21 protein-coding genes are annotated in these 26,410 nt (G+C 57.6%); 17 read left to right on the top strand and 4 right to left on the bottom strand.

All coding sequences use genetic code 11. The features are described 5' to 3' along the window. Positions 1-39: 39 nt before the first annotated feature. From dnaJ to DNH61_RS20905, 8 genes are all read left to right on the top strand, one after another. Positions 40-1,179 (top strand): molecular chaperone DnaJ, encoded by a 1,140-nt coding sequence (gene dnaJ, locus DNH61_RS20940; RefSeq protein ID WP_111148767.1) that lies wholly within the window; start codon positions 40-42, stop codon positions 1,177-1,179. Between the two features lie 90 nt (positions 1,180-1,269). Then, positions 1,270-1,419 carry a YfhD family protein gene (locus DNH61_RS20935; RefSeq protein ID WP_245948281.1) on the top strand — a complete coding sequence of 50 codons (150 nt, stop codon included), beginning with the start codon at positions 1,270-1,272 and terminating at the stop codon, positions 1,417-1,419. A gap of 16 nt (positions 1,420-1,435) precedes the next feature. Then, a complete protein-coding gene (locus DNH61_RS20930; RefSeq protein WP_111148766.1) occupies positions 1,436-1,648 on the top strand; it encodes a hypothetical protein in 213 nt (70 codons plus the stop codon). Positions 1,649-1,796: 148 nt separating this feature from the next. Then, entirely contained in the window at positions 1,797-2,780 is a 984-nt protein-coding gene (gene prmA / locus DNH61_RS20925; RefSeq protein ID WP_111148765.1) for a 50S ribosomal protein L11 methyltransferase, read from the top strand. Beyond that, positions 2,780-3,496 (top strand): site-2 protease family protein, encoded by a 717-nt coding sequence (locus DNH61_RS20920; RefSeq protein WP_111148764.1) that lies wholly within the window; start codon positions 2,780-2,782, stop codon positions 3,494-3,496. Before prmA ends, DNH61_RS20920 begins: the two co-directional genes overlap by 1 nt. An 83-nt stretch (positions 3,497-3,579) precedes the next feature. Continuing rightward, positions 3,580-4,347, top strand: a complete 768-nt coding sequence (locus DNH61_RS20915) for a 16S rRNA (uracil(1498)-N(3))-methyltransferase (RefSeq protein ID WP_111148763.1) — start codon at positions 3,580-3,582, stop codon at positions 4,345-4,347. A gap of 6 nt (positions 4,348-4,353) precedes the next feature. Continuing rightward, positions 4,354-5,706, top strand: a complete 1,353-nt coding sequence (gene mtaB, locus DNH61_RS20910) for a tRNA (N(6)-L-threonylcarbamoyladenosine(37)-C(2))-methylthiotransferase MtaB (RefSeq protein WP_111148762.1) — start codon at positions 4,354-4,356, stop codon at positions 5,704-5,706. A gap of 97 nt (positions 5,707-5,803) precedes the next feature. Further along, the gene (locus tag DNH61_RS20905; RefSeq protein ID WP_111148761.1) at positions 5,804-6,235 is read left to right on the top strand and encodes an NUDIX hydrolase; all 432 of its coding nucleotides are present in this window, start codon (positions 5,804-5,806) and stop codon (positions 6,233-6,235) included. 123 nt (positions 6,236-6,358) lie between these two features. Here the strand turns inward: DNH61_RS20905 and DNH61_RS20900 are convergent, their stop codons facing one another. Continuing rightward, positions 6,359-7,369 (bottom strand): Na/Pi cotransporter family protein, encoded by a 1,011-nt coding sequence (locus DNH61_RS20900; protein WP_111148760.1) that lies wholly within the window; start codon positions 7,367-7,369, stop codon positions 6,359-6,361. Between the two features lie 120 nt (positions 7,370-7,489). Between DNH61_RS20900 and DNH61_RS20895 the strand changes: the two genes are divergently transcribed. Then, a complete protein-coding gene (locus DNH61_RS20895; protein ID WP_425452288.1) occupies positions 7,490-8,911 on the top strand; it encodes a class I SAM-dependent rRNA methyltransferase in 1,422 nt (473 codons plus the stop codon). Between the two features lie 126 nt (positions 8,912-9,037). Here the strand turns inward: DNH61_RS20895 and DNH61_RS20890 are convergent, their stop codons facing one another. Together DNH61_RS20890 and DNH61_RS20885 are read right to left on the bottom strand one after the other, a co-directional pair. Next, positions 9,038-9,286 carry a hypothetical protein gene (locus DNH61_RS20890; RefSeq protein WP_111148758.1) on the bottom strand — a complete coding sequence of 83 codons (249 nt, stop codon included), beginning with the start codon at positions 9,284-9,286 and terminating at the stop codon, positions 9,038-9,040. 129 nt (positions 9,287-9,415) lie between these two features. After that, on the bottom strand, positions 9,416-10,276 hold the full coding sequence (locus tag DNH61_RS20885; protein ID WP_111148757.1) for a glycerophosphodiester phosphodiesterase: 861 nt from the start codon (positions 10,274-10,276) through the stop codon (positions 9,416-9,418). Positions 10,277-10,477: 201 nt separating this feature from the next. Here DNH61_RS20885 and addB point away from each other — a divergent pair, with 201 nt between their 5' ends. The 5 genes from addB to DNH61_RS20860 are packed head-to-tail and all read left to right on the top strand — an operon-like array spanning position 10,478 to position 23,487. Next, on the top strand, positions 10,478-14,119 hold the full coding sequence (addB, locus tag DNH61_RS20880) for a helicase-exonuclease AddAB subunit AddB (RefSeq protein WP_111148756.1): 3,642 nt from the start codon (positions 10,478-10,480) through the stop codon (positions 14,117-14,119). Beyond that, positions 14,103-18,053 (top strand): helicase-exonuclease AddAB subunit AddA, encoded by a 3,951-nt coding sequence (gene addA / locus DNH61_RS20875; RefSeq protein ID WP_245948280.1) that lies wholly within the window; start codon positions 14,103-14,105, stop codon positions 18,051-18,053. Before addB ends, addA begins: the two co-directional genes overlap by 17 nt. A gap of 16 nt (positions 18,054-18,069) precedes the next feature. Further along, positions 18,070-19,275, top strand: coding sequence for an exonuclease SbcCD subunit D (locus DNH61_RS20870; protein WP_111148755.1), 1,206 nt, complete (start codon positions 18,070-18,072; stop codon positions 19,273-19,275). A 6-nt stretch (positions 19,276-19,281) separates the two neighbouring features. Then, positions 19,282-22,803 (top strand): AAA family ATPase, encoded by a 3,522-nt coding sequence (locus tag DNH61_RS20865; protein WP_111148754.1) that lies wholly within the window; start codon positions 19,282-19,284, stop codon positions 22,801-22,803. 30 nt (positions 22,804-22,833) lie between these two features. Further along, complete coding sequence (locus DNH61_RS20860) at positions 22,834-23,487, top strand: hypothetical protein (RefSeq protein WP_111148753.1); 654 nt, start codon at positions 22,834-22,836, stop codon at positions 23,485-23,487. Positions 23,488-23,606: 119 nt separating this feature from the next. Here the strand turns inward: DNH61_RS20860 and DNH61_RS20855 are convergent, their stop codons facing one another. Further along, positions 23,607-24,935 (bottom strand): FAD-dependent oxidoreductase, encoded by a 1,329-nt coding sequence (locus DNH61_RS20855; protein ID WP_111148752.1) that lies wholly within the window; start codon positions 24,933-24,935, stop codon positions 23,607-23,609. A gap of 328 nt (positions 24,936-25,263) precedes the next feature. Between DNH61_RS20855 and DNH61_RS20850 the strand changes: the two genes are divergently transcribed. The 3 genes from DNH61_RS20850 to rpsU all read left to right on the top strand — a co-directional run bounded on the left by DNH61_RS20850 (position 25,264) and on the right by rpsU (position 26,399). Further along, the gene (locus DNH61_RS20850) at positions 25,264-25,602 is read left to right on the top strand and encodes a hypothetical protein (RefSeq protein ID WP_245948279.1); all 339 of its coding nucleotides are present in this window, start codon (positions 25,264-25,266) and stop codon (positions 25,600-25,602) included. A 184-nt stretch (positions 25,603-25,786) separates the two neighbouring features. Continuing rightward, the gene (locus DNH61_RS20845) at positions 25,787-26,134 is read left to right on the top strand and encodes a histidine triad nucleotide-binding protein (RefSeq protein ID WP_111148751.1); all 348 of its coding nucleotides are present in this window, start codon (positions 25,787-25,789) and stop codon (positions 26,132-26,134) included. A 91-nt stretch (positions 26,135-26,225) separates the two neighbouring features. Then, positions 26,226-26,399: a 30S ribosomal protein S21 gene (rpsU, locus tag DNH61_RS20840; RefSeq protein ID WP_111148750.1), complete on the top strand. Its 174-nt coding sequence runs from the start codon at positions 26,226-26,228 to the stop codon at positions 26,397-26,399. Positions 26,400-26,410: the final 11 nt, after the last annotated feature.

Here is a 26,410-nt window from a genome sequence, read left to right as displayed (position 1 = left end):
GACTAAGCTGCCGGCCAGCAATATCGCGGGGGTGAATACGTGGCGGAGAAACGGGATTATTATGAAGTGCTGGGGCTTGGTAAGGATGCTTCGAGCGACGATATCAAGAAGTCGTACCGCAAGCTAGCCCGGCAGTATCATCCGGACGTGAACAAGGCGGCGGATGCGGAAGCGAAGTTCAAGGAAGTGAAGGAAGCTTACGACGTGTTGAGCGATGACCAGAAGCGGGCGACGTATGACCGTTATGGTCATGTTGACCCGAACCAGGGCTTCGGCGGCGGTGCGGGCGGAGCTGACTTCGGCGGGTTTGGCGATATATTCGACATGTTCTTCGGCGGCGGCGGGGGACGGCGCGATCCGAATGCCCCGCAGCGCGGCAACGATCTGCAGTACACGATGACGATTGAGTTCAAGGAAGCGGTGTTCGGGAAGGAAACGGAAATCACCATCCCGCGTACAGAAACCTGTGATACCTGCCACGGCTCCGGCGCGAAGCCCGGAACGAAGCCGGAAACCTGTTCGGTCTGCCACGGGGCAGGCCAGCAGGAGGTTGTTCAGAACACGCCGTTCGGGCGTATTGTTAACCGCAGACCCTGCTCCAACTGCGGCGGCTCCGGCCGCGTGATCAAGGACAAGTGCACAAGCTGCGGCGGCGCGGGCAAGGTGAAGAAGCAGCGCAAGCTGAGTGTGCGGATTCCAGCTGGTGTGGATGACGGTGCCCAAATCCGTTTATCCGGTGAAGGGGAAGCAGGCGCCCGCGGCGGTGCGCCGGGCGATCTGTACATTGTCATTCGGGTTAAACCGCATTCCTTCTTCGACCGCGAGGGCGATGATATCTATTGCGAGGTTCCGCTGACATTTGCACAGGCTGCACTTGGTGATGAGGTTGAGATCCCGACGCTGACTGAGAAGGTCAAGCTGAAGATACCGGCAGGCACACAGACGGGAACCTATTTCCGGCTGAAGGGCAAAGGCGTGCCCCGCCTCCGCGGCTACGGCCAAGGGGATCAGCATGTCAAGGTAACCGTCGTAACGCCAACGAATCTGTCGGATGAGCAGAAGGATCTGCTGCGTCAGCTGTCAGGCTCTATGGGAACTCCAAGTACGTCGGGCTCCGCTCAGGAAGAGCATCATGAATCCATCTTCGAACGGATGAAGAAGGCATTCCGCGGCGAATAGCCTGCTGTATATTTTGTTGGGCGAGGCGCATCCTATCTTCGTATGACGCGGCATTAGCTGATGCTGAAGTCACACGAAGGAGGGACTTACATGACGGATAATAAGCCGGATTATATGAACCGGAAGCTGCCTGTAGCCAAAGCAGAGGATGTAGAATATTCGGAAGAGCTGGCAGACATGAACGACCGCGAGGCCCGGGCACGGGCTGAAGCGGCGGACCGTCGGGCTGAGCGTTCTTAAGGACGGGGGTACCAGCATGGATACCTCTTACGAAGTGAATGCTTCATTCGAGGGAGCGCAGTCTGTCCGTGAGGCAGAGCTGAAGCTGATGGCCCTCCGGGCATCCGGCATTATGACAGGCCGCGACGGGCATTCCTTAACGGCAACCTTAGACGAGGCGGTCGTGGACCGCGCCGTTCAGGTGATCCGTGAATCAGGGGGCACCGCAGGGATACATTCCTTATCCTGAAGCAGATAGGGGAAGGGTATGTTTAAACTGCCACAGCTGTGGCGGTTTGGGCATGCCCTTTTTTGATTGAGGCAATTTTTTGTACTGGAAGAGGTTCTGGTGTAAAATAGACGCTGGCAGGTTTACCGTTCAGGGGAGGATAATTAGAGTGAAATGGCATGAGCTTACCATTTCGACGACAGAAGAGTCTATCGAAATGATCACGAATTTTTTGCATGAGATGGATGCCGATGGCGTATCGGTCGAGGAATCAGGGACACTTAACAAACCGCGTGATACGTCGCTAGGGCAGTGGTATGAAGTACCGCTTAATGATATACCGGAAGGCCATGCGGTTATTAAGGGATATTTTCTGGAAGGAACGGATATGGAGGATGTCAAGAACGTGCTTAGAACACGGATTGACGAGCTCCGTTCCTATGATATCGAACCGGGCAGCTATACGTTTGCGGAAGCTCTGGTGGATGAAGAAGACTGGGCGAATGCCTGGAAGCAGTATTTCAAGCCGCTGCGGGTATCAGAGCGCCTGACGATCAAGCCTACCTGGGAGGAATATGAAGCCGGACCGGATGAGCGGATCATCGAGCTTGATCCCGGCATGGCGTTTGGTACGGGTACCCACCCGACAACCGCGCTCTGCCTGAGAACGCTGGATTCGGTTATCAAGGGCGGCGAACAGGTGATTGACGTTGGAACGGGCTCGGGGATATTGGCAATCGGTGCCGTTCGGCTGGGAGCCAGCAGTGTATTAGCGCTGGACCTTGATCCGGTTGCTGTATCCAGCGCGAAGGAAAACACCCGGCTTAATGGGCTCGAGGCGGCTGTCCAGGTGCACTTAAGCGATCTGCTTGGCGTGCTGCGCAGCAGTGAGGCAGGCAGTGGAACGGCTCTGAATGTTCAGGTGCCGGTAGATTTGGTAGTAGCCAATATTCTGGCGGAGATTATTCTGCTGTTTATCGGCGATGTGTACGAGGCGCTTAAGCCGGGCGGCACCTACATCGCATCCGGGATCTACGAGAATAAGGAAGATGCCGTGGCAGAAGCGCTGGAAAGCGCCGGATTTGTGATCGAGAGCCGTGAGCGCGAGGATAAGTGGACCGCGATCGTGGCCAGGAAGCCAGTGGTGGGCTGATGGATTTTCTGCAGAAGCTGCTGTGGTATCCGATCGAGGACTTTCCTTTCATTATGATTACATTGGTGGTGGCATTCACGCTGCATGAGTTTGCTCACGCCTACAGCGCCTATAAGTTTGGGGATCACACCGCTTATAATGCCGGCCGGGTGACCTTAAACCCTGCCATGCATCTGGATGTGCTGGGTACAATTCTGATCATGATTGCCGGCTTCGGATGGGCGAGGCCGGTCCCGGTCAACCGGGGCCGGTTCAAGTCGCCAAGGCTGATGGGAATCATCGTTTCCGCGGTCGGTCCGCTGAGCAATCTGTTGATTGCAGCGGTCAGCATTCTGGCTGTTTATGTGCTTAATGAGACGGGGCTGCTGCATGCGGTATCATACGGGGTGCAGAGTGCGGTTATTCATTTGCTGAATTATATGATCCTAATTAATGTCCTGCTTTTTATCTTTAATCTGATTCCGCTGCCGCCGCTGGACGGGTACCGGATTATTGAAGATTTGGCCCCGCAGAGGGTCCGGATCAAGATGGATCAGAACGCCCATTGGGGGATGTTCATTTTCCTGCTGATTGTGTTTATCCCCTCTCTGCGGGAAGTTACGCTCGATCCGCTGTTCGGTCTTTCAAGGCCGATTATCTATTGGTTCCAGGACTTGTATGAGCTGGTATTCAGCCCGGTCGACTGGTTTGGCTTCCAGAGGATTGTTGACCGCTAAGGCTGGAGCAGCAAGGCTCGCAAGCCGGGAATTACTATGGCGAAAGTCCTACAAAACGTGTATGATGAAGGTTGGTTAACGAGATGCAGCGATATTTTGTGGCGCCGGAGGCGTTTACGGACCGGCAGGTAACGCTTGCTGGAGACGATGCGCGTCATATCGTCCGCGTTATGCGGATGAAGGAAGGCGACGAGGTTATAGTCAGTGACGGTGCAGGGCGTGAGGCGCTTGCCGTGCTGCGGCGTCTTGCGCCCGACCAGGTTGAAGCCGAGGTGGCGGAGATCCGGCCGGTGACAGGAGAGCCAGTCTGGTCGGTTACAATTGCCCAAAGCCTCCCTAAGGGAGACAAGATGGAGCTGGTCATCCAGAAGGGAACGGAGATCGGAGCGGTATCGTTCCTGCCGTTCGAGTCCGAACGGATGATCGTCCAATATGATGCGAAGAAGGAAGGCAAGCGGCTGGAACGCTGGCGCAAGATCGCCAAGGAAGCAGCCGAGCAGGCGCACCGCAGTATGATCCCGGATGTCGAGCCGGTCTGCAGCTGGAAGCAGCTGATCGATCGGATGTCCGGCTACGATGCTGTCCTGTTCTGCTATGAGCGGGCTGGCGGCTCTGTAACGAGCGGCCTGCGCGGGCTGCTCGCCGGGCTGGCGTTCCCTGGCGGAGCAAAGCCCAGGCTGCTGATTGTCGTCGGTCCGGAAGGCGGCTTTACCGAGCGTGAAGCTGAGGAAGCGGAAGCGGCCGGAGCCCGCCTTGTCGGACTTGGGCCGCGGATATTGCGGACGGAGACGGCAGCGATGGTTGCGCTGACTTGTGTGATGTATGAATCCGGAGAGATGGGAGGCAGTTGAACTACAATGCCATCGGTAGCGTTTTACACCTTGGGATGTAAAGTCAACTTTTATGATACGGAAGCCATATGGCAGCTGTTTAAGAATGAAGGCTATGAGCAGGTCGACTTCGAGACGAAGACGGCTGATGTATATCTGATTAATACCTGTACGGTAACCAATACAGGGGACAAGAAGAGCAGGCAGATTATCCGCCGGGCGGTCCGCCGGAATCCGGATGCGGTGATTGCGGTTACGGGCTGCTACGCTCAGACCTCGCCCGCTGAGATCATGGCGATCCCAGGCGTCGATCTGGTAATCGGAACACAGGACCGCGACAAGCTGATGACCTATATTCATCAGATTCAGGAAGACCGCAAGCCGGTTAATGCGGTACGCAACATTATGAAGACTCGTGAATTTGAAGAGCTGGATGTGCCGGATTTTGCGGAGCGTACACGTGCGTTCCTGAAAATCCAGGAAGGCTGCAACAACTTCTGCACCTTCTGCATCATTCCCTGGTCCCGGGGCTTGTCTAGAAGCCGTGACCCGAAGAGTGTAATCGCCCAGGCGAGACAGCTTGTAGCGGCAGGCTACAAGGAGATTGTACTGACGGGTATTCATACGGGCGGCTACGGCGATGATCTGGAGAATTACAAGCTGGCCGATCTGCTGTGGGATCTGGACAAGGTGGAAGGGCTGGAGCGGATTCGCATCAGCTCGATCGAGGCGAGCCAGATTGATGAACGGGTTATCGAAGTGCTGAACCGTTCTCCGAAGATGTGCCGCCATCTGCATATCCCGCTGCAGGCGGGCGACGATTCCGTCTTGAAGCGGATGCGCCGCAAGTACACGACGGAAGAATTCGCGCGTAAGATTGAGCTGCTCCATGAAGCGATGCCGGGTGTGGCGATCACAACCGACGTGATTGTCGGTTTCCCTGGTGAGACCGATGAGATGTTTGAAGCCGGCTACGACTTTATGAAGCGGATGAAATTTGCGGAAATGCATGTCTTCCCGTATTCCAAGCGGACCGGTACGCCGGCTGCGAGGATGGAAGACCAGGTGGATGAGGAAGTGAAGAATGAGCGCGTGCACCGGCTGATTGATCTGTCGGAGTCGATGCAGCTTGCTTATGCCCAGCCGTTTGTCGGACAGACGCTGGATGTGATACCTGAACGGGATTATAAGGGTGCTCCGGGGACCGGATTCGTGATGGGGTACTCGGGTAACTATATACAAGTGGTGTTCGAGGGCGATGAGTCGCTGGTTGGGCAGCTCTGCCGCGTCCGGATCACGGAAGCAGGCGTGAACGAATGCAGAGGCGAGCTGGTCAGCACAGCTGCGAGCACGGTACATCAGGCAACGGCAGCAGGTTAAGCAGCCGAAGACAGCAGGGATTTCCGGACGCGGCGCAAGCTGTACTGGGAATCCCTTCTGCCTATTCATAGGGGACATGAAGGAGGGGAAGCGGGACATGAAGGAAATATCCGCAGGAGGAGTCGTCTACCGGAAAGTCGGCGGCCGGCTGCAAATCCAGTTAATCCAAGACCGTTATGGCAAAATCTCGCTTCCCAAGGGGAAGATGGAGCCGGGGGAAACGGTTGAAGAGACCGCACTGCGTGAAATTGCTGAGGAAACGGGTCTAAAGGGGCGAATCGTCGCGCCTGTCGATCAGATTAAATACAAATACCATAACGAAACAAAAGGGATGGTAAATAAGGAGGTTCACTACTACCTGGTGGAAGCGGTGGGCGGCAAGCTGCAGGCGCAGGTAGAGGAAATCCGGGGAGTCGACTGGTTTACGCCCGAAGAAGCTTGGCGGAGGCAGAAGCAGTCCGGTTATGATAACAACGACCGTATACTGGCCGGTGCCTTGAAGCTGCTCGGCATTCCGGTAGAAGGCTGAGCGGGCAGCGGACTTAGATCCTGCAGCGGGGCCCGGCTGTACAGCGGCAAAGAGCAGAAACAACTAAAACAATTGATCCAGCTCAAGCACCTCTATCCGCTCAAGCAGCCGATAGCCTACCTTCTATGCTGCTCTGTGTTCTGCAGGCGGGCTGCCGGGCGGAGACGATTTCCATCTCCAGATGGGAAGGTAGCACAGCGGAAAGGCAAGCAGTGAGCAGGCGAGGTTAAAGATGGTCTGGGCATGGGCAACCTGGCTGCCGGGCGAAGCGGTAATGAGCGATGATACAGCAGCCAGCTCTCCGATAAGGGGAAGGAACAGCAGAGTTCCGCCTACATTAAGGGCCACATGGGACCAGGCGACGAATTGGCCGGCTGCAGTACCGCCGATCGAAGCCAGGAGTGCGGTAAAGCAGGTTCCGATATTGGCGCCAAGAACAGCAGCTATCCCAAGCTCAACTGGCAGTGCGCCGAAGGCGGCAAGACCCATCATCATGGCGATCACGGCTGCGCTGCTGTGCACGGCGGCTGAGAGAACAGCGCCTGCAATAATCCCCCATAACGGACTGCTGGCGGATTTGTCGATGAACCAGGTGAACAGCGCTGTCTTCTCAATAGCCGGTGCGATCGACTGCATGACCGTCATGCCCAGCATCAGAAGGGCAAATCCGAATACGGCTACCGAGCCGTAGCGAAGCGGGACGAGCCAAGCAGGCTCTGGCTGCCTCTCTGACCGCAGCGGCGAAGACTCCCACATAAGCACGCTGGTCACCCAGCCCGCAAACGAGAGAGCCATAAGCGGAATGGCCAGCTGATTCAGGTTTAATCCGATCAGCTCAGTGGTCAGGCAGGTTCCAATATTGGTGCCAAGCACGATTCCAAGTGTGCGCGGAAAGGTCAGGAGCCGGGCGTTGACAAGCCCTATCGTAATGACCGTGACAGCCGTGCTGCTCTGCAGCACAGCCGTGGTAGCCGTGCCGGTAACAAGCCCGTGCAGCGGGGTTTGGGTGGAGCGTTCCAGCACAGCTTTCAAATAAGGGCCCGCCCAGCGGTGCAAAGCCAGCTCCATCAGCTTCATGCCGGCCATAAAGATGGAGAAGCCAAGCAGCATGGGCAGAATAACAGCGTGAACCATCGCAGTGCTCCTTTCAAGCGATTCTACCCTACTTTATGCTTGCAAGGAGACAGGCATGACAGGCATGCAGACACAGCGCAGCAGGAACAATTCGAACAAATAGAGCAGGAGACGATGCGAATGGCTTTACAGGCAGCAGTTCGTTTACATAAGCAGAGGAAGAAGAGATTGGAGCAGGGACATCCATGGATTTATGGGAACGAAATTGAACGGGTCGAAGGTGAGGCGAAGCCCGGGGATCTGGTAGCGGTTAAGGACCACAGGGACAGGCAGCTGGCTGCCGGTTACTATAATCCGCAGTCCCAGATAACTGTGCGAATCGTTTCATTCGGAGAGCTGGAGGAGATGGACACCGACTTTTTTGTGCGCCGCTTTGAAGACTGCCTGGCTCATCGCCAGCGGTTCCTGAACAATCCGCGCGACTGCCGGCTCGTTTACGGGGAGGCGGATTTTCTGCCGGGCTTAACGGTGGACCGGTTCGGTGATGTGCTCGTTGTGCAGCTGCTTACGCTTGGCATGGATATCAGACGGGAGCAGATTGTGGAGGCGCTGGTACGCGTCTTTAAGCCGCAGGGAATCTATGAACGTTCCGATGTTTCGGTGCGAACGCTCGAGGGTCTTGAGGAGCGTACAGGGGTGCTGTATGGGGAATGCCCCCGCCATGTTGAGATTCTGGAGAACGGTCTGTCGATGGAAGTGGATATTATCGGGGGGCAGAAGACCGGGTACTTCTATGACCAGCGTGAAAATCGCGCCTCCATCGCTCCGCTGATGGGCGGCTGGGGCTCTCGCAGCGGCATCCGGCTGGAGCAGCGCCCGGCTGCAGAGCTGCCGGACCCGCTGCCGGCGGGCTCTGTCCGTAAGGACGGCGAGGTGCTAGTACCTGTTAATCCGAATGGGAAAGTCGTAACCTTCCCTTATTGGGACGGGGCAACCGTACTGGAATGCTTCGCCCATACCGGAAGCTTCACCCTGCATGCCTGCAAGTACGGTGCCAAGCGGGTGACTTGTCTGGATGTATCGGAGCACGCAATCGCCACGGCCCGTTCCAATGTTGAGCGCAACGGTTTTGAGGACAGGGTGGAGTTTGTTGTGGCGGATGCATTTGACTATCTGCGCAGCCAGGCCAAAGGGCTGGACGAGCGTACAGAACGGGCAGCAGCAGGCGAGACGGGCCGGAAGGTAGATACGTCCAAGCCGCTGTCAGCACAGGGCAGGACATGGGATGTCGTCATTCTGGACCCTCCTGCCTTTGCCAAATCCAAGAGTGCGGTATCCGGCGCATGCAGGGGCTACAAGGACATCAACCTGCAGGGAATGAAGCTGGTCAATGAAGGCGGATATCTGGTCACGGCAAGCTGTTCCTATCATATGCGTCCCGATCTGTTTCTGGAGACGATTGCCGACGCTGCCGTTGATGCGGGCAAGACACTTCGCTTGATCGAATGGCGCGCTGCCGGTAAAGACCACCCGCAGCTGCTGGGCGTTAATGAAGGCCATTACCTGAAATTTGCGATCTTTGAAGTTCGCAGCCGTGCGTAATCTTCTGTGCAAACCCAGAAGGGGCTGTTCCAAAAGTCATATGACTTTGGAACAGCCCCTTCTTCAATCTATAAAAAGTAAAAGAAACCGTTTATTAGCAGGTTTTCTGTAAATCGTTACGCACGCTTATGGCAGGTCCGGATGAGGATCCGGCTCAATCTCGGGCTGTATAACGGGCGGAACATCAGGTGTAATATCCGGTTGGATTTCCGGAATAGGCTCTGGCTGTATATCCGGCGGATTGTCAGGTTGAATCTCTGGTGTTCCGGGAACGCCCGGCGTGTCAGGCGAATCCGGCGGGATGATCTCCGGCTGGACTGGCGGCTCAATGTCCGGCATCTCAAAGGCTTCGATATAGAGCTCTTGGTATTCCATGGCCTTCTTCCTCCTTTCGGTGTACAGGTATCTATACCCGATTAGAGGACTTGTGTATCCACTGGATGGAGGTAAATATTGGGTGAGGCTGCTATTGGCATCCTCTCATGCCCGGTGAATTGGCGGACATTATTTCGCGAGACGATTTTTCAAGCTGTGGAGAAATTCCGGATTCTTGGTCATAATGCCGTCTGCGCCTGCCTTAATCATGGCGGCTGCCTGCCGTTCCGAGCGAATGTCCCACACATATACCTTCATACCGTTTGCCTGAATGAGCCGGATTGTCCAGGTGCTGAGGCCCTTTCGCGAGGGATTGATATAGTCGGCATACTGTGCGATTTTCTTAAGCTCCCTGGTCCTCAGCTTCCCAGCCCCTGTTACAAGAATGCCGATGGATAGCTGCGGCAGCAGCTCCTTAAGCTTTTGCAGGGAGGACCGGTCAAAGGATTGAACGACAATACCGCTGCTCGCGGAATTGTCCAAGCTTCGTTCCTTCAGCATGCCGGCGACAGCTTTCTCTATGCCTGGGTACTGCTTCGGATCTTTCAGCTCGATAAGCAGACGAGTTACCGGACTGAAGGTATCGAGCACCTCTGCAAGTGACGGAATGCGTTCACCGGCAAAGGAGGGATGGAAATAAAGTCCGGCATCCAGCTCTCTCAGCTGCTTGAAGGTTAATCCGGCAACCTTGCCTTTGCCGCTGGTGGTACGGTTGACCTTGGCATCGTGGATGACGACGGGAATGCCGTCCTTCGTTAAACGTACATCAAGCTCAATAACATGAGCGCCCATTTCGACAGCCTTGTGGAAGGCTGCCATCGTATTCTCGGGGGCATGCAGGGAAGCGCCGCGGTGGGCAACAACAAGCGGCTTATCGCTCCCGCTCACCGTTTGAGCTCCCGCGGTGGCGGCTTCCGGATGGGCTGGGATGGAGAAGAGAATAGAGGCAATAAGGACAACGCTTACACTTCGAATGATGGAAAATCTCATGGATGCTCCTCCTTCGCTGACTTGTCTTAGGTGCTGTTACTAGGTTCTCCCTGTGGAGCGGAGACATTCACGTAGAGCCAAATATTACAAAATGGAAGAACGAACAGATGTTTGTTTAATGGCATGAAATCCGCAGCCTGGTGTGATAGAATGATTTTTAATAGAAATAGACGAGCAACAGGCAGCGGGAGGGAAATACGGATGGCATTGCGCTTTGTGCTGGGACGGTCGGGTGCCGGCAAGACACAGTTATGTCTGAACGAAATACGCAGGGAGCTGGAGCTGGGGCCGGATGGACCGCCGCTCATCATGCTGGTGCCTGAACAGGCAACCTTTCAGACGGAATATACGCTTGCCCGCACGCCGGGGCTGGCCGGGACTATCAGGGCTCAGGTCATGAGCTTCCGCCGCCTCGCATTTCGCGTGATGCAGGAGACGGGCGGTACTGCGCTCGTACCGATAAGCGATAACGGCAAGAACATGCTTCTATATAAAATCGTACAACGTCTTGGCCCGGAGCTCAAGCTTTTTTCTGCGGGTCTCCAGCAGCAGGGCTTTATTGAGCGCCTGAACGAGCTCTTGACGGAATTTAAACGCTATGGGGTGACACCGGACACACTGGACGGCTTGGACCAAGCTGAGAGTCCGGCTGCAAAAGGCTCGCTGCTCGGAGGGAAGCTGCATGATGTTCAGCTTGTATTCCGTGAGATGGAGGATGCGCTGCAGGGCTTGTATATGGATGCGGAAGACAGTCTCGGATGGCTGGCCTCAGGTTTTCCCCATGTGGAGTATCTGCGCTCGGCGCGGATATGGGTAGACGGCTTCCACGGCTTTACGCCGAAGGAGATCGAGGCGCTTGGTGTGATGATGAGCTGTGCGGCAGATGTAACGGTGGCTCTCTGTCTGGACAGGCCATACGGGCCGGGCGAGAAGCCGCATGAGCTGGATCTGTTCCATCCGACAGCCGAAACCTATAATCAGCTCTTTGAGCTGGCCAGGGCTGCTGGGGTTGATCTGCTCCAGCCTGTGCTGCTTAATGAGCAGCCGCTGCCCAGGTTTGCGGACAGTCCGATGCTGGACCACCTGGAGCGTCATTTCCGCAGCCGGATGCCGCTGCTTGTACCGGATGAAGCGGCCTGCCGGCCGGAAGACCCGCGCTGCGGAATTTCGATACACGCTGCCGTTCACAGGCGAGCGGAAGTGGAAGCGGTCGCCAGGGACATTGTCCGGCGCGTGCAGCAGGGTGATCTCCGCTGGCGGGATATCGCCGTTATGGTGCGGACAGCCGACGATTACAACGACTACATAGCCGCTGTGTTTGGCGATTACGGCATTCCGGTCTTCCTGGACCAGAAGCAGAGCGTCAATCATCACCCGCTTGTGGAGCTGATCCGTTCGGCTCTGGAGACGGTCAATGAAGGCTGGCGGTATGAGGCTGTTTTTCGCTGCGCGAAAACCGAGATGCTGCTGGGCGAGACGGATGGGGTGGACCGGGAGGCACTCGACCGGCTGGAGAACTATGTGCTTGCTGCTGGCATTGACGGCTGGCGCTGGCTCGATGACAACAGCTGGAAGCCGCTGATGCAGGATGCGCTTGAGGATGAGCCCGAGCAGGCACGTGAAATGGAGCCGGAACGCTTCGGCGAGCTGCTGAGGTCGAGAGACTCCATTGTCCGGCCGCTGGAGAAGCTGGCGAATCGGCTGAAGAAGGCTCATGACGTCAAGGGTATGTGTACGGCGCTGTACCGGCTCCTCGATGAAGCGGGAGCGGCTGACCGCCTGGAGGCTTGGAGCGCTGAGGCGCTTGAGAAAGGCGAGGTTCGCCGGGCGAGGCAGCATCGTCAGCTTTGGGATGGCGTAATGGATTTGCTTGACCAGCTTGTAGAGCTCGCCGGTGATGAGTCTGTAACGCCGGAGCTGTTTGCGGGCATGGTGGAGACCGGGCTGGACAGCTTGAAGCTGGCGTCCGTGCCTCCGGCTGTTGATCAGGTGCTGGCCGGCAGCATGGACCGCACCCGGTCAACCAGTGTTCACATTTGTTATGTGCTTGGCGCCAATGATGGCGTGATGCCGATGCGGATTCAGGAGGACGGCCTGCTGACCGAGCAGGAGCGGGAGCGGCTGACAGACGCTGGCATCCGGGTTGCGCCTAGTGTAAGAAGAAGGCTGCTTGATGAGAGATTCCTGATCTATGTGGCTCTGACCACACCATGCCGGCATCTGTGGATCAGCTATGCGCTCTCGGATGAGGAAGGAAAGAGCCTGCTCCCGTCCGAGGTGATACGGCATGTTAAGCTGATGTTTCCGGGTATAAAGGAACGAATAGAAGGCGGTGAGCCGTCACCCGATATGCCGGAAGAAGAGCAGCTTGGGTTTATCCGGCATCCGGAACGCACGCTGTCCTATCTCATCACCCAGCTTCGCGCCTGGCGGCAGGGTGCACAGATTGCGGATTTCTGGTGGGACATATACAACTGGTACGCCAAGCGGCCGCAGTGGCATGACAGGCTGCTGCTGCTGACGGGCTCACTTTCCTTCTACAACGAAGAGGCCTACCTGACCGGAGAAACAGCCCGGCTGCTGTACGGCGACCATCTGAAGGCGAGCGTCTCCCGCATGGAGCGCTTCGTGGCTTGTCCGTTTCAGCATTTCGTCAGCCATGGGCTAAGGCTTCAGGAGAGGCGGCTGTACCGTCTGGAGGCACCGGACATCGGACAGCTGTTTCATGCAGCGCTGTCACGTCTTGCGCAGGCGCTTGGAAGCGGCTACGGCTCGATGGCGCCCGGCCAAATCCGTCAGGCAGCAGGCGGCGTCGTTGACGAGCTGGCACCGCGCCTGCAGTCCAGTATTTTGCTGAGCAGCAGCCGGTATCAGTACATTTCCGAGAAGCTGAAGCAAATTGTCGCTCAAGCGGCCATTGTACTCGGCGAGCACGCCCGCAGGGCGGCCTTCAAGCCGGTCGGACTGGAGGTCGGCTTCGGCCCCGGCGGACAGCTGCCTTCGCTGCAGCTGCCGCTCAAGGGCGGAAGATCGATGGAGATAGTTGGTCGTATTGACCGCGTGGATGCAGCTGAGACCGAGGATGGCCTGCTGCTGCGTGTACTGGATTACAAGTCCTCGGAAACCCAGCTTCGTCTGGAGGATGTGGTGCACGGCCTCACGCTGCAGATGCTGACCTACCTGGATGTCCTGCTGACCCACGCGGAAGGCTGGCTGGGCAGGCCTGCGCTGCCTGCAGGCGTACTGTATTTTCACGTTCACAACCCGCTTCTAGGCACAACCAACAATCTCAGTGAGAAGCAGGCCGGCGATCTCATGCTGAAGCGGTTCAAGATGAAGGGGCTGCTGCTGGCGGAGGAGCATGCGGTCCGGCTGATGGACGGGGATCTGGAGAGCGGCCATTCGGAGCTGCTGCCTGCAGCTCTCAAGAAGGACGGCGGCTTTTACAGCTTCTCCTCCGTGGTATCACGGGATCAGTGGCAGGTGCTTCGCGGCTCGGTCCGTACGACGATCAAGCGGATTGGCAGCCGGATCATGGATGGGGAGATTACCATTGCTCCTTACCGGATAGGGGCCAAGATGCCGTGCCAGTTCTGTTCGTATAAGCCGGTATGCCAGTTTGATCCGCTGTTTGAGGGGAATCGGTACGTGAAGCTGTCCAAGCCGCCTAAGGACCAAATTTGGCAGCTGCTTGAAGCGGGAGCCGCTGAAAGCGCGGAAGGTGCTGAAGTTAGGGGAGGTTCCGGCTCTAAGGGATGGAATGAGTCATTCGATGATAGCAGCGGCGGTGGCAATGAGACCGTTAGGGGGAAGGGGGAGAAGAACCGTGACAACGAGCAATAACATCACAGCGGCGGCGGGATATATCCCGCCTAAGCCGGAAGGCAGCACCTGGACCGATGACCAGTGGCGTGCGGTGATGACAAGCGGACGGAACGTGCTTGTAGCAGCCGCAGCGGGATCGGGGAAGACAGCTGTTCTGGTGGAACGGATTATCCGCAAAATATCGGCTGATACGGACGTGGACCGGCTGCTCGTGGCAACCTTCACCAAGGCGGCGGCATCCGAGATGAAGGAGCGGATTCGCATTGCGCTGGAGAAAGCGCTGGATTTGCAGCCTGAGTCCGAGCATATGAGGCGGCAGCTTGCGCTGATGAACCGCGCAGCCATCACAACGCTGCATTCCTTCTGTCAGGATGTCATCCGCCGCTTCTACCCGCTGATCGGTCTTGATCCCGGCTTCCGGATTGCGAATGAGACCGAGGCTGAGCTGCTGCGGATGGAAGTGCTGGATGAGCTGTTTGAAGCTAAATATGAAGGGGCCGCTGATGACGGGGCCTTTCTGCGGCTGGCCGATGCGTTTGGCGGTGAGCGAGGGGACGAGCCGCTGGTCCGGCTTGTTCAGCAGCTCTATGATTTCTCGCGCAGCCACCCGTGGCCTGAGCATTGGCTGCAGCAGTCTGCAGCCTCCTTTCGTGTAGAGGACGCAGGCAGTCTGGAAGCAAGCGTCTGGGTGGATTGCCTGAAGAGTGATCTGCTGATGTCGCTGGAAGGGGCTGCAGCTCAGCTGGAGCAGGCCCTGTCAGTTGCGAAGCAGGCGGGCGGCCCGGCAGCTTACGCGCCAACGTTCGATGAGGATTTGGCATTGGTGCGTGAGTTGCTTGATGTGGTCGCGAATAGGGGCTGGACCGCCTGGCATGACCGTTTTCGCGGCGCCGAATTCGGCAGGCTGAAGGCTGTGCGGGGCAGCGATCTGGACAAGGAGCTCCAAGAGCGCGCGAAGAAGCTGAGGGAGCAGGCCAAGTCTGTAGTGTCTGACTTGGCGGATGAGCTGTTCGGGCGGTCGCCGGAAGCGTTCGCGGATGAGCTGCGCCGCCTGGCTCCGCAGATGGAGGCGCTGGCCCTGCTAGTAGCGGAGTTTGCCGAGCGCTATGAGGCGGCCAAGCGCCGCCGTGGCCTGCTTGATTTTGGCGATCTGGAGCATTACTGCCTGCGGATTCTGAGGCACCCGGATTCGACGCCGGAGCAGGCGATTCCATCACCTGCGGCGCTGGAGTATCAGCAGCAGTTTGATGAGATCCTGCTGGATGAGTACCAGGATACGAACATGGTTCAGGAGGCGATCGTTTCCCTGATTGCCCGTCCAGGTCTTGGCAACCGCTTCATGGTGGGCGACGTGAAACAGAGCATCTACCGGTTCCGCCTAGCTGAACCGAATCTCTTCCTGGCGAAGTATAAATCGTTTGTGTCCCTGTCTGACTCCATTCAGCAGGAGACAACAGACCAACCGGCCCAGCCTGACGGGGGCAGCCCGTCAGGCCTGCGCATTGATTTGGCGCGCAACTTCCGGAGCCGCCCGCAGGTCGTCGATGGCGTGAATGATGTGTTCAGGGCCATTATGCATGAAGCGGTTGCGGAGATGGATTATGACAAGAGTGCCGAGCTTGTCTGCGGTGCGGCGTACCCAAAGCCGGCTCCCGAGGAGGCGCCCGCCTATGAAGTGGAGTGTGTCATTATTGACAGAGGCAGGCCGCAGGACGGGGAGGAGCAGGCTGAGGCAGCTGCCGCTGATGAGGATCTTACGGACAGGAAGGCTGCGGAGGCTGTTGCGGACATGCAGACGGCACAGCTGGAGGCCCGCTGGATTGCCTCCCGTATCCGCAGGCTGATGGACGGTGACCCGGCAGCGGGCGAGCCTCCGCTGCGTGTATTCGACGGCAAGCAGGGTGTGCACCGGAAGCTGCAGTGGCGGGATATTGTCATATTGCTGCGGGCAACCCGGAGCTGGGCTCCGGTGCTCGTAGAAGAGCTGCAGGCACAGGGGATTCCGGCTTATGCGGAGCTGAGCAGCGGCTATTTTGAAGCGACAGAAGTCGAAATTATGATTTCTCTGCTGCGGGTCATTGACAATCCGTACCAGGACATACCGCTGGCCGGCACACTGCGGTCGCCGTTATTCGGTTTGACGGCAGAGGAGCTTGCCCGAATCCGGATACATGCGGGCAAGGGGCCTTACTATGAAGCTGTCTGCAGGGCGGTCGAGCAGTCGATGCTGCCGGAGGATACGCATCACAAGCTGATGCTTTTCTTGGAACGGCTGGCAGTATGGCGCAATGAAGCGCGTCAGGGATCGCTTGCCGATCTGCTCTGGCGTATTTACCGGGAGACCGGGTTCTTCGATCTTGTCGGAGGGCTGCCCGGAGGCCAGCAGCGCCAGGCGAATCTGCGCGCTCTGCATGATCGCGCCCGCCAGTATGAGGCGACTTCCTTCCGGGGGCTGTTCCGCTTCCTGCGGTTCATTGACCGTATGCGCGACAGCGGAGGCGATCTCGGCACGGCCAGGGCGCTTGGCGAACAGGAGGATGTCGTTCGGATCATGTCCATTCACAAGAGCAAGGGGCTTGAGTTTCCGGTCGTATTTGCAGCCGGGCTGGGGAAGATGTTCAACATGCAGGACTTGAACGGTTCCTTTCTGCTCCACAAGCAGCTTGGCTTTGGCCCCAAGTTTATTGATACAGACCTGCGGATCAGCTACCCGACGCTGCCGCATATGGCGGTTAAGAGACGGATGCGCATGGAGACGCTGGCTGAGGAGATGCGTGTCCTGTATGTGGCGATGACAAGGCCGAAGGAGAAAATGATTCTGCTGGGCAGCGTAGCGGATTCCGCCAGGGCGATGGAACGCTGGCAGGGTACGGCGGCTGGAGCGGAAGGCGGCCGCCTTCCGAGCCACGAGCTGTCTGCTGCGAAGCGGTATTTGGATTGGATTATGCCGCTTGCAGCCGCTCATGGAATACCGTCGGCGGATACCGAGCTCGCAGCAGATGATGCCGGAGATTCGGTTAAAGTCAGAGGCTGGCGTATCGGTGTCGCTCCGGCAGCCGTCTTTGGACTTGAAGCGGCAGCGGCTGCCGCAGAGCCGGACGAGACCGAAGCGGCATGGATGGAGGAACGGCTTGAAGCGCTCCAGGGAGGAGGGCTGGTCGAGAGCTCGGCAGACGCTGCTCTTGTCGAGGAAAGACTGTCCTGGCGGTACGCCTATGAGTCGGCAACAACCATTGCGGCGAAGACGTCGGTCACTGAACTGAAACGGCTCACAGCGGAAGCGCAGCATGCCGCGAATGCCGAAAGCCTGGAGACGCTCTCTGAAGACAGGCAGCTGCCGGATTCCCAGCGGGCGGCGGAACTCCCGGCTCCTGCCGGAGCATTCCGGCTTCGCCGGCCCCGCTTCATGGAGGCCAGAACGCTGACCGCAGCGGAACGCGGCACCGTCAGCCACTTGGTCATGCAGGTCCTGCCGCTGGAAGGGCCCAAGGATGCGGATACAATCCGGACTCTGGTCGCGGATATGGTGCTGCGCCAGCTGCTGAGACCCGCGCAGGCTGAGGCGGTTGATGCGGATACGATTGCCGCCTTCTATGCAAGCAAACTGGGGCAGAGAATGATGAAGGCTTCCTGGATCAAGCGGGAGCTGCCGTTCAGCTGTACTGTGCCTGCCAAGGTCGTGCACCCTGCTGTCCTGGACGGCAAATCAGCGGAGGAGCCGGTCTTCATTCAGGGTGTGGTGGACTGTTTATTCGAGGATGAGCAGGGGCTTGTGCTGCTCGACTATAAGACGGACCGGATCATAAACGGAGCTTATGAACAGGCGGCCAATCGGCATCGTTTCCAGATGGAGCTGTACGCTGAAGCGGTGGGCCGGATACTTGGCAAGCGGGTAACGGAGCGACACGTCTTTTTCTTTGACGGGGGAGAGTCCGTACACCTGCCTGAATAATGAAGGGGGCACGGTAATGCGTATATTGCACACGGCGGACTGGCATTTCGGCCGGACACTGGAAGGGAGAAGCCGTCTGGAAGAGCAGGCAGCATTCATAGATGAGCTGGCTGATATCGTGAACCGGGAGGAAGTGGATCTGGTTCTGGTCGCAGGCGATGTCTATGACTCGGTGAACCCGCCAGCTGCCGCGGAGCAGCTTTATTTCGAGGCTCTCTCCCGGCTTGCAGATGGCGGCCGCCGTGCGGTTGCGGTCATTGCAGGAAATCATGATCAGCCGGAAAGAATCTCAGCAGCAGCCCCGCTGGCCCGGCAGAGCGGCATTCATCTAGCAGGCCTTCCGACCGGACAGGCGCTGGAGATCGGAATACCGCGCACAGGTGAGCAGGCGGTTATTGCGGCTCTTCCGTATCCGTCTGAATCGCGCCTGAGAGAGCTTCTTAGTGAGGATACTGACGAAGGCAAGCTGCGCAGTGCGTACTCGGAACGGGTGAGCAGGCTGATGCAGGGACTTGCGGCAGGCTTTAAGGCAGATACGGTGAACCTGGCGATGAGCCACGTCTACGTGCTTGGAGGGGCGGAGACCGAATCAGAGCGTCCCATTCAGGTCGGCGGTGCCTATACGGTCGATCCGTCCGCTTTTCGGATCGGTGCCCAGTACGTAGCCCTGGGCCATCTGCACAGGCCCCAGCGTGTACATGGCGTGGAGACCATCCGCTACAGCGGGTCGCCGCTGGCATACAGCTTCTCTGAAGGAGGACAGGCCAAATCGGTCATGCTGTTTGATGCGGAGCCCGGCCGGCAGGTGGAGCCGCGAGAGCTGCTGCTGTCCTGCGGCCGGCCGGTTGTCTCCTGGAAGGCCAAAGGCGGAATTGCGGAAGTGCACAGCTGGCTGGATGAGAAGCGGGATGCCAAGGCGTGGATCGATCTGGAGATTACAATGGACGAGCTGATTACAATGGAACAGATTCAGCAGCTGCGCAAGCTGCACGCCGGCATTATTCACATACGGCCTGTTTATCCGGATGCGGACAAGCCGGTAGAGGCTGATGCGGCAGCACGCGAGCAGCTGCCTGTTGAAGAGCTGTTCCGCCGGTTCTTCACCCGGCAGACGGGCGGGGCAGTGCCGGATGATGAGACGGTGCGGCTTTTCCTTGAGCTCATTGATGAGCAGGAACGGGATGGAGCAGAGCTTGAGCCGGCTGCCAATGAAGGGGTGTGACCGAAGATGAAACCAATCAAGCTGACATTAAGCGGGCTGCAAAGCTACCGGGAGCAGCAGGAAATTGACTTCGCCCGGCTCTGTGAAGCAGGCGTCTTTGGGATCTTCGGCCCGACGGGAAGCGGCAAGTCCAGCATACTGGACGCGATGACACTGGCCTTGTACGGCAAGGTTGAGAGGGCTTACGGCGGTACGCAGGGCATCATGAATCAGGCGGAAAAAACACTGGCTGTTTCCTTCACCTTCGAGCTGTCAGGAGCAGGCGGTTCAAGCCGCTACCGGGTGGAGCGGCAGTTTAAACGCGGCGGCGACGTGTCGGTTAATAATACGGTTTGCCGCTTCGTGGAGATGACACCCGGTGGAGATGCGGTGCTGGCCGATAAGCTGTCTGATGTGAACCGCTGTGTTGAGCAGCATATCGGCCTCACGATGCAGGACTTTACCAGGGCGGTAGTGCTGCCCCAGGGCAAGTTCTCGGAGTTCCTGTCGCTAACAGGCAAGGAAAGGCGCCAAATGCTTCAGCGGCTCTTCTCCCTGGAGAGGTATGGCGACGGCTTGGCGGCAAGGCTGAGCCAGCGGGCGAAGGCAGCAGAATCGGCGCTGGGTGAGACGGCAGCCGAGCAGCAGGGACTCGGAGATGCCTCTGAAGAGGCGCTGGCAGAGGCAGCGGCATTGAAGGCAGCAGCCTCGGAAGCTGCTGCCTCAGCCCGCAGTGAGCTCGCTCAGGCGGAATCAGATCATGCGGAGCTGCGTGAGATTCGGGAACGCCAGCTCGAGCTGGCCGGTAGGAAGCAGGAGATCAGGCTGCTGGAAGCTGATGCCTCCCGGATGAATGAGCTCGAGATTAGGGTTAAGCTGTTTGAACAGGCAGAACGCCTGCAGCCGGCCGTCGAGGATCTGGACCTCGCTGAGCAGGACTGTGCGGATATGGAGCGCCGCAACGAAGCGGCTCTCCGCCTGCATGCGGAAAGGCAGCAGGCGGCAGAATCGGCTGCTGCCATATGGAAGGCTGTTCGTCAGGAGGCCGAAGAGGCTGAACCGCTGCTGGCGCAGCGGCGGGAGCAGCTGTCTCAGGCTCAGCGCCTAGAGCGGGAAACAGAGGAGCTGCGCAAGCAGGTTGAAGGCAACCGCAGCAGGTTTGCTGAAGCGGAGAAGAGTATGCAGGACTTTGCCGAGCAGGCCGCCAAGGCGCGTGATATCGTCAACCGGGCACAGGAACGGCAGCAGGAACTGAGAGAGATTCTGAAGAAGCTGGACCTTTCGGAGCAGGAGCGCTCCAGGTGGGTGTCCATGACGCGCCGGCTTCAGCAGCTTGAATATCAGAATGGACTGCTGAAGGAAGCGGGGCAGGAACTCGCTGCTGCTGACCGGGCCTTCAATGAAAGTGCTGCTGCTTGCGAAGCGGGCAAGAGAAAATGGGAAGCATCTTCAGCTGCACTAGCCGGGCTCTTGGCAGAGCTGCAGCCCCGTTATGAAGAGCTTGAACGGCTGGAGGAAGCTGCCCGTAAGCCTTCCCATCAGCTGCCCGGACTGCTTCAGCGGGCACGGGAGTATGAGAAGGAGCTTGTACGCAGGCAGCTTGCGGTAAAGCTGGCAGAAGAGCTGCAGGATGGCTTGGCTTGTCCGGTGTGCGGTTCAACAGAGCACCCGGGCGTTCCACATGCAGGTCAAGATGCCGGGACTGTCCGGGAACTGGAGGAGACGGGCGTTCAGATCACTGAAGGAGAGCGGCTGACTACAGCTGCCAGCAGTCTGATGCTCCGGTTATCTTCGCTTGGAGGGACCGCACGGCAGACATTGGAGCGGATCAGACGTGCCGCGGCGGATTCGGTTTCCCGCGACCCGGCCAAAAGCCTTGCAACGGCCGCCGCAATCCCGGATGCATACCGTTTCCAAGCCATCCCGGCAGCAGAAGCTGCTGCAGCTTTGGAGAATGACTGGAGCAGCGAACCTGACGGAGAGGAGCTGGCTGCTTTCAGGGCATCTCAGCTGGCAGTGCTTGCTGCGGCGATTGAAGCAGCAGAGGCTGCTGCTGCCGGCTTGGAGCAGAGCTGGCAGGCAGCTTCTACGGAAGCCGAGCAGCTGATTGAGCGCTCTGCAGCAGCAGAGAAGCAGTATACGTCTGCGCAAGCGGACAGAGATGCAAAGTCAGCAGCACGCACGGCTGTTCAAGAACGGCACAGCAGGGTGGCGGAGGGCTGCCGCCAGCTGCTGGCGGAATGGGAAGGCGATTTCCAGGAAGTCAAGCCCGAAGCGGCGGGAGCCTGGATTGCAGAATGCGAACGAAGGGATAAGGAAGCTCGGTCCGCAAGGGAGGGTCTCGAGAGAAGCGTGGCTTTCATTGAAGAGAAGCGGGCGCTGCTGCAGGCAAGCGAGCAGGGGCTGCAGAATGCGAGGCTTGCCTCCGTCGAAGCCGCAGCCCGCCTCGAAGGTGGAGAGAGACTGCTTCAAGAGCAGACTGCCCGTCTGTACGAGTGGACAGCTGGCCAGCCTGCATCGCTTCTGCTGGAGCAGACAGAGCAGGAAAGGGCAGGTTTGCAAGACCGTGTTCGTTCCTCGGGTGAAGCCCATGACGCTGCAGCTGCCGCGCTGCAGGAGGCAGCCGAGCTCCGCAGCTCCGCAGCGGAAGCGCTCAAGTCGGCAGCCAGCAGAAGGCAATCGGCGGCTCAGCGTTTGAAGGATCAGATGGCCAAGACTGGCTTTGCAGATTTGGCAGAGGTCAGGGAGCTGCTGCCATCCATTCCTATGAAGGAGAAGCTTGCGGCTGAGCTTGAAGCCTACAAGGAGAAGGCAAGAGAGCTGAAGGTCCAGATCGCTCTTCTCACTGATAAGCTGGATGGCCGTTCGGTTGATGAGGAGCACTGGCAGGCCGCCGAGGGCAAGCTTGCCGCCGCCCGGATTGTGTGTGAGGCTGCCATCCAGCAGGAGGCGAAGGCCGAGCGCGGCGTGGAGGAGCTGGCCCGGAAGCATGAGCGCTGGAAGGCACTAGAGAACAAGCGGCTGGAGCTCACGGAGCTGAGCGGCCGGCTGAGCCGTCTGCAGTCTGTCTTCCGCGGAAATGCCTTTGTCGAGTATGTTGCGGAGGAGCAGCTTGTTCAGGTATGCCGGGCCGCCTCGGAGAGGCTGGGCTTTCTGACGAAGCGGCGATACGCGCTTGAGGTGGATTCAGGCGGCGGCTTCGTCATTCGCGATGATGCCAATGGCGGAATACGCCGGCCTGTAGGAACGCTCTCAGGCGGCGAAACCTTCCTCGCCTCTCTGGCGCTTGCCCTTGCCCTGTCAGCCCAAATTCAGCTGCGGGGACGCTATCCGCTGCAGTTTTTCTTCCTTGATGAAGGCTTCGGCACACTTGATCCAGAGCTGCTTGAGACCGTGATCTCGGCGCTTGAGAAGCTGCATACGGATAAGCTGTCTGTGGGTGTGATCAGCCATGTGCCAGAGCTGCGTGCCCGCCTGCCAAGACGGCTGATCGTTTCGGCCGCCGACCCGGCGGGTGCGGGCAGCCGTGTCCGGCTGGAAACGCTGTGACGGACATGATACACTGCTGGGAGGAAAGGAGTGGCGGAAGTGGACAGCCCTAGCGGAAAACGAAGTTTATTTGCGCCCATTACGCTGATGCTGCTTGTGATCAGTCTAATTGGCAACGTCTTTTTCTATTCACAATATTTGCACGGCACCAAGGAGAAGCGTGTTGAGGAGGGCAGCCGTATCATCCGGGCAGGATGGGACACGAAGCTGCATTTTGGCGGTATACTGGACAATGTCCGGCTGCTGCTGGACAGCGGAGATGATATGGGCAAGCGCATTGCGGCCAAGCAAGGCATCGTTTCCTGGACAGGTTACGGGGAGCAGGTGCAGGCCTTCGTATGGGGAGCTGACGGCCGCAACGGCAAAGAACCGCTCACTTTCGAAAGAAGGAATGCGCTGACCTTCATTTCCCACGTGGAAGCGTCCCTTCAGCATATCGGTACGCACGGGGGCCCGCTCACAGAAGAGGAGCTCCGTTACCTGCAGTCCATCGAGGAGCTGTATAGCACATTAAGAGAGATTGCCGAACGCTTCACGGTCGATACGATTAATGATGCGCAAGCGCAGCTGGTTCTGTCGGGCGGTGACTGGGTTAACGCAGCATACGATCTGGCAGCTGTAATGGACAGGGAAGAGCAGGTGCTCTTCGAAGGTGTCGCAGATCCGCTGCTCTCGGAGGATTAATATACCGATCATAAAAAAAAGCTGCCATGCCGCGGATTTTTCCGCAGCATGGCAGCTTTTTTATGCTTCACAGGTGGTCTGCAATTCCTTGCGCAATGCTGGTGCCTCCCGCCCGCATACTAGATGCCAACAAGCTCGGGAAGCCCGGCACGTGCTGCTGACGCAAGCTTGGCGGCGGCATCTCTGGCGCTAGAGAAAGCGCGCTCGGCCAGCTCGCCTTTGCCCTGACAGCCGTCACCGCAGAAATAAAAGGGCATATTCTCAATCCGGACGGGGAGAAGCTTGTTGCCGGCAATATTTTTCACACTCTGTACCATCGCCTTCTTGGAGACTCGCTTGACGGCAATGGCATCCCGCCAGCCGGGATAGTGTTTGTCAAACAACGCTTCCATCCGGGCGGTCCGTTCATCGAGATATGCCTTGCGCTCCTGCTCGGTGTCGAAATCGTCGCTCAGATACGCGACCCCCTGCAGCAGCTGTCCGCCTTCCGGTACAAGCGTATGATCCGTCGCGGAAACGTCGGTAATGAACAGCTTGTTGTTCATGTCGCTGATGTAGCTGAACGGCCGGGCAACGACCTGGCTCAGTCCCACATCGTACACCATGACCTCCGTGGCCTTGTTGTTCGCGTACGGTGTCATGAACGGCTCCCAAGGCGTATCGTTAAGCAGCTTGATGATCTGCTGGACAGGCATCGCAAAGACAATGTTATCAAAGGATTCTTCCCGTAATTTGGTCGTCAGCACATACCGGCCGCCCTCGTAACGGATACCGTCGACGCCCTCCTGCATGGCGAGCTCCCACCGGCCTGATTGTTCCATCTTGGATTTCAGCTGGTTCGTAATGACAGCCCAGCTTCCGAGAATATAGTTAACCGGACGCTGAGACAGGAAGAGGTTGTGATAGTACTTGCTGATCACGTGACCCGGCACTTTGCGTGCATCCTCCGGCGTGATGAAGAAGTTGGAGCAGACAAGATGCTCCCAAAGCTCCTTCACGTTCTCATCTGCCTCTGAATCAGCGAGATAGTGGCCAAGCGTAGGATAGTGCTTCAGCTGATGGATATTCGTGATGATAGCTGTAATTTCAGCCGCAAACCGCATTTTCTGCCGGGGGCTGAGTATATCGGTTTTCATCAGATTAACAAAGTCGAGCGGAGCAGGAGACAGCTGATCGTGCTTCTCATACATGACCTTGCGCTTATCTACCTGACGGCTGCCAAAGGAAAGCTGCAGCTCCTTTTCCATAACCGAAATCGTATGGCGGTCCAAACCGTATACCGCGTGAGCACCGTAGTTCAAGGTAAAGCCGGCTTTCTCATAGGTAAAGGCGCGTCCCCCTAGCTGGGGGCTGCGTTCGAACAGCACACCTGTAACAGTAGGCTGCTCCGACAAATAAGCGGCAGCGGTCAAGCCTGCAAGTCCTCCGCCGATCACGGCTATCTTCATATCTGCTCCTCCTTTGCGGCGTAAGCCGCTCTACCCGATGCGGTCGTTGTCATCATATATTCCCAAACTCATCTATTAAAATTGTTTATAGGTCCTATTAACAACCATTATAAGGGGGCCAAGTTGTCGAATCCATGCCGATTTGGTCTGATATATGTATCAAATTGAGAACGATTGCAAACAAGGCTGCGCCTCCTTCATCCGATAGGAGGATATTCTGAAAACCAGGCATCCGCGGAAATTTTATGATAAAAAAACAACCGCAGCGGTAGCCTTTTGCCTATTGCTGAATAGGATAGAGCAGACTGATGATTCCAGGAGGGAATGGATGATGGAAAAACAGGAGCTGCACAAATGGTGTACAGCGCATATTCACCGTTACGTACTCGCTCACACGAAAGATGGGCTATGCTGCGACGGATTTATCGAGCACATTGATGAAACGCATGTTTACCTGGCGGTGCCTCACTGTGGAGGCGGACACGACGTACTGCGTGCGTACGCCCCATACGGGGGTGTTGTTCCTCCATACGGCACGCCTTATCCGGGATCGCCGTTTGTCCAGCCGCCATTGTACCCGTATCCGTACTATCCGCGCAGACGCTTCCTGCGGACGGTCTTCCCGCTGGCGGCACTGCTTGGCTTGTCGCTTCTTCCTTACTACTAAAGCCTACAGCAGCCGGGGAGCGCTGCCTGCTTCGGTGCTCCCCAGCGGCTCCGGCTGCAGTCCCGCATCCACCAGGCTAACCCCCTGTGCAAATTGGACGAGCCCCGCCTTTTTCGGTATGATGGAAGCACAGAATAAATCTCATACATAATGGCAGCATTCATATAGAGGAGGAGATGGAAAGTTGGATTGTATCTTCTGTAAAATCATTGAAGGAAGCATTCCTTCCCGGAAGGTTTATGAGAATGAGCATGTCCTTGCGTTTCACGATATCCAGCCGGCGGCACCAGTCCATGTGCTGATCATCCCGAAGAAGCATATTGCCACGATGAATGACGTGCAGGCTGAGGATGGTCCGCTGGTTGCCGAGATTTTTGCAGCTGCGCGCCACATTGCGAAGGAGCTCGGAGTGGACGAGTCGGGATACCGGCTGGTGAACAACGTGAATGCCGATGGCGGCCAGGTTGTCTACCATCTGCATGTGCATCTGATTGGCGGCAAGAAGCTTGGCGCATTAATCGGTAATGTGTGAGTTGACACCGGGTTTCCTTATACCATATAATGAAGTTTGATTACCGTGTTTATTGTTCTGGGACGGTCTGTTTCGGAGGGAGGGAAAACTGGTGTCTGAAACGAAAGTTCGTAAAAACGAGACAATTGATGCTGCACTTCGTCGGTTCAAGCGTTCCATTGCTAAGGACGGCGTTTTGGCCGAGGTCAAAAAACGCAAGCATTATGAAAAGCCTAGCATCAAACGCAAGAAGAAGTCCGAGGCTGCGCGTAAGAGAAAGTTTTAGGAGGATCCTTC

This window comes from Paenibacillus sambharensis (assembly GCF_003233845.1).
Classification (GTDB): domain Bacteria; phylum Bacillota; class Bacilli; order Paenibacillales; family Paenibacillaceae; genus Paenibacillus_I; species Paenibacillus_I sambharensis.
The sequence above is the reverse complement of the archived record's forward strand: the minus strand, read 5'-3'. Positions and strand labels throughout refer to the sequence as shown.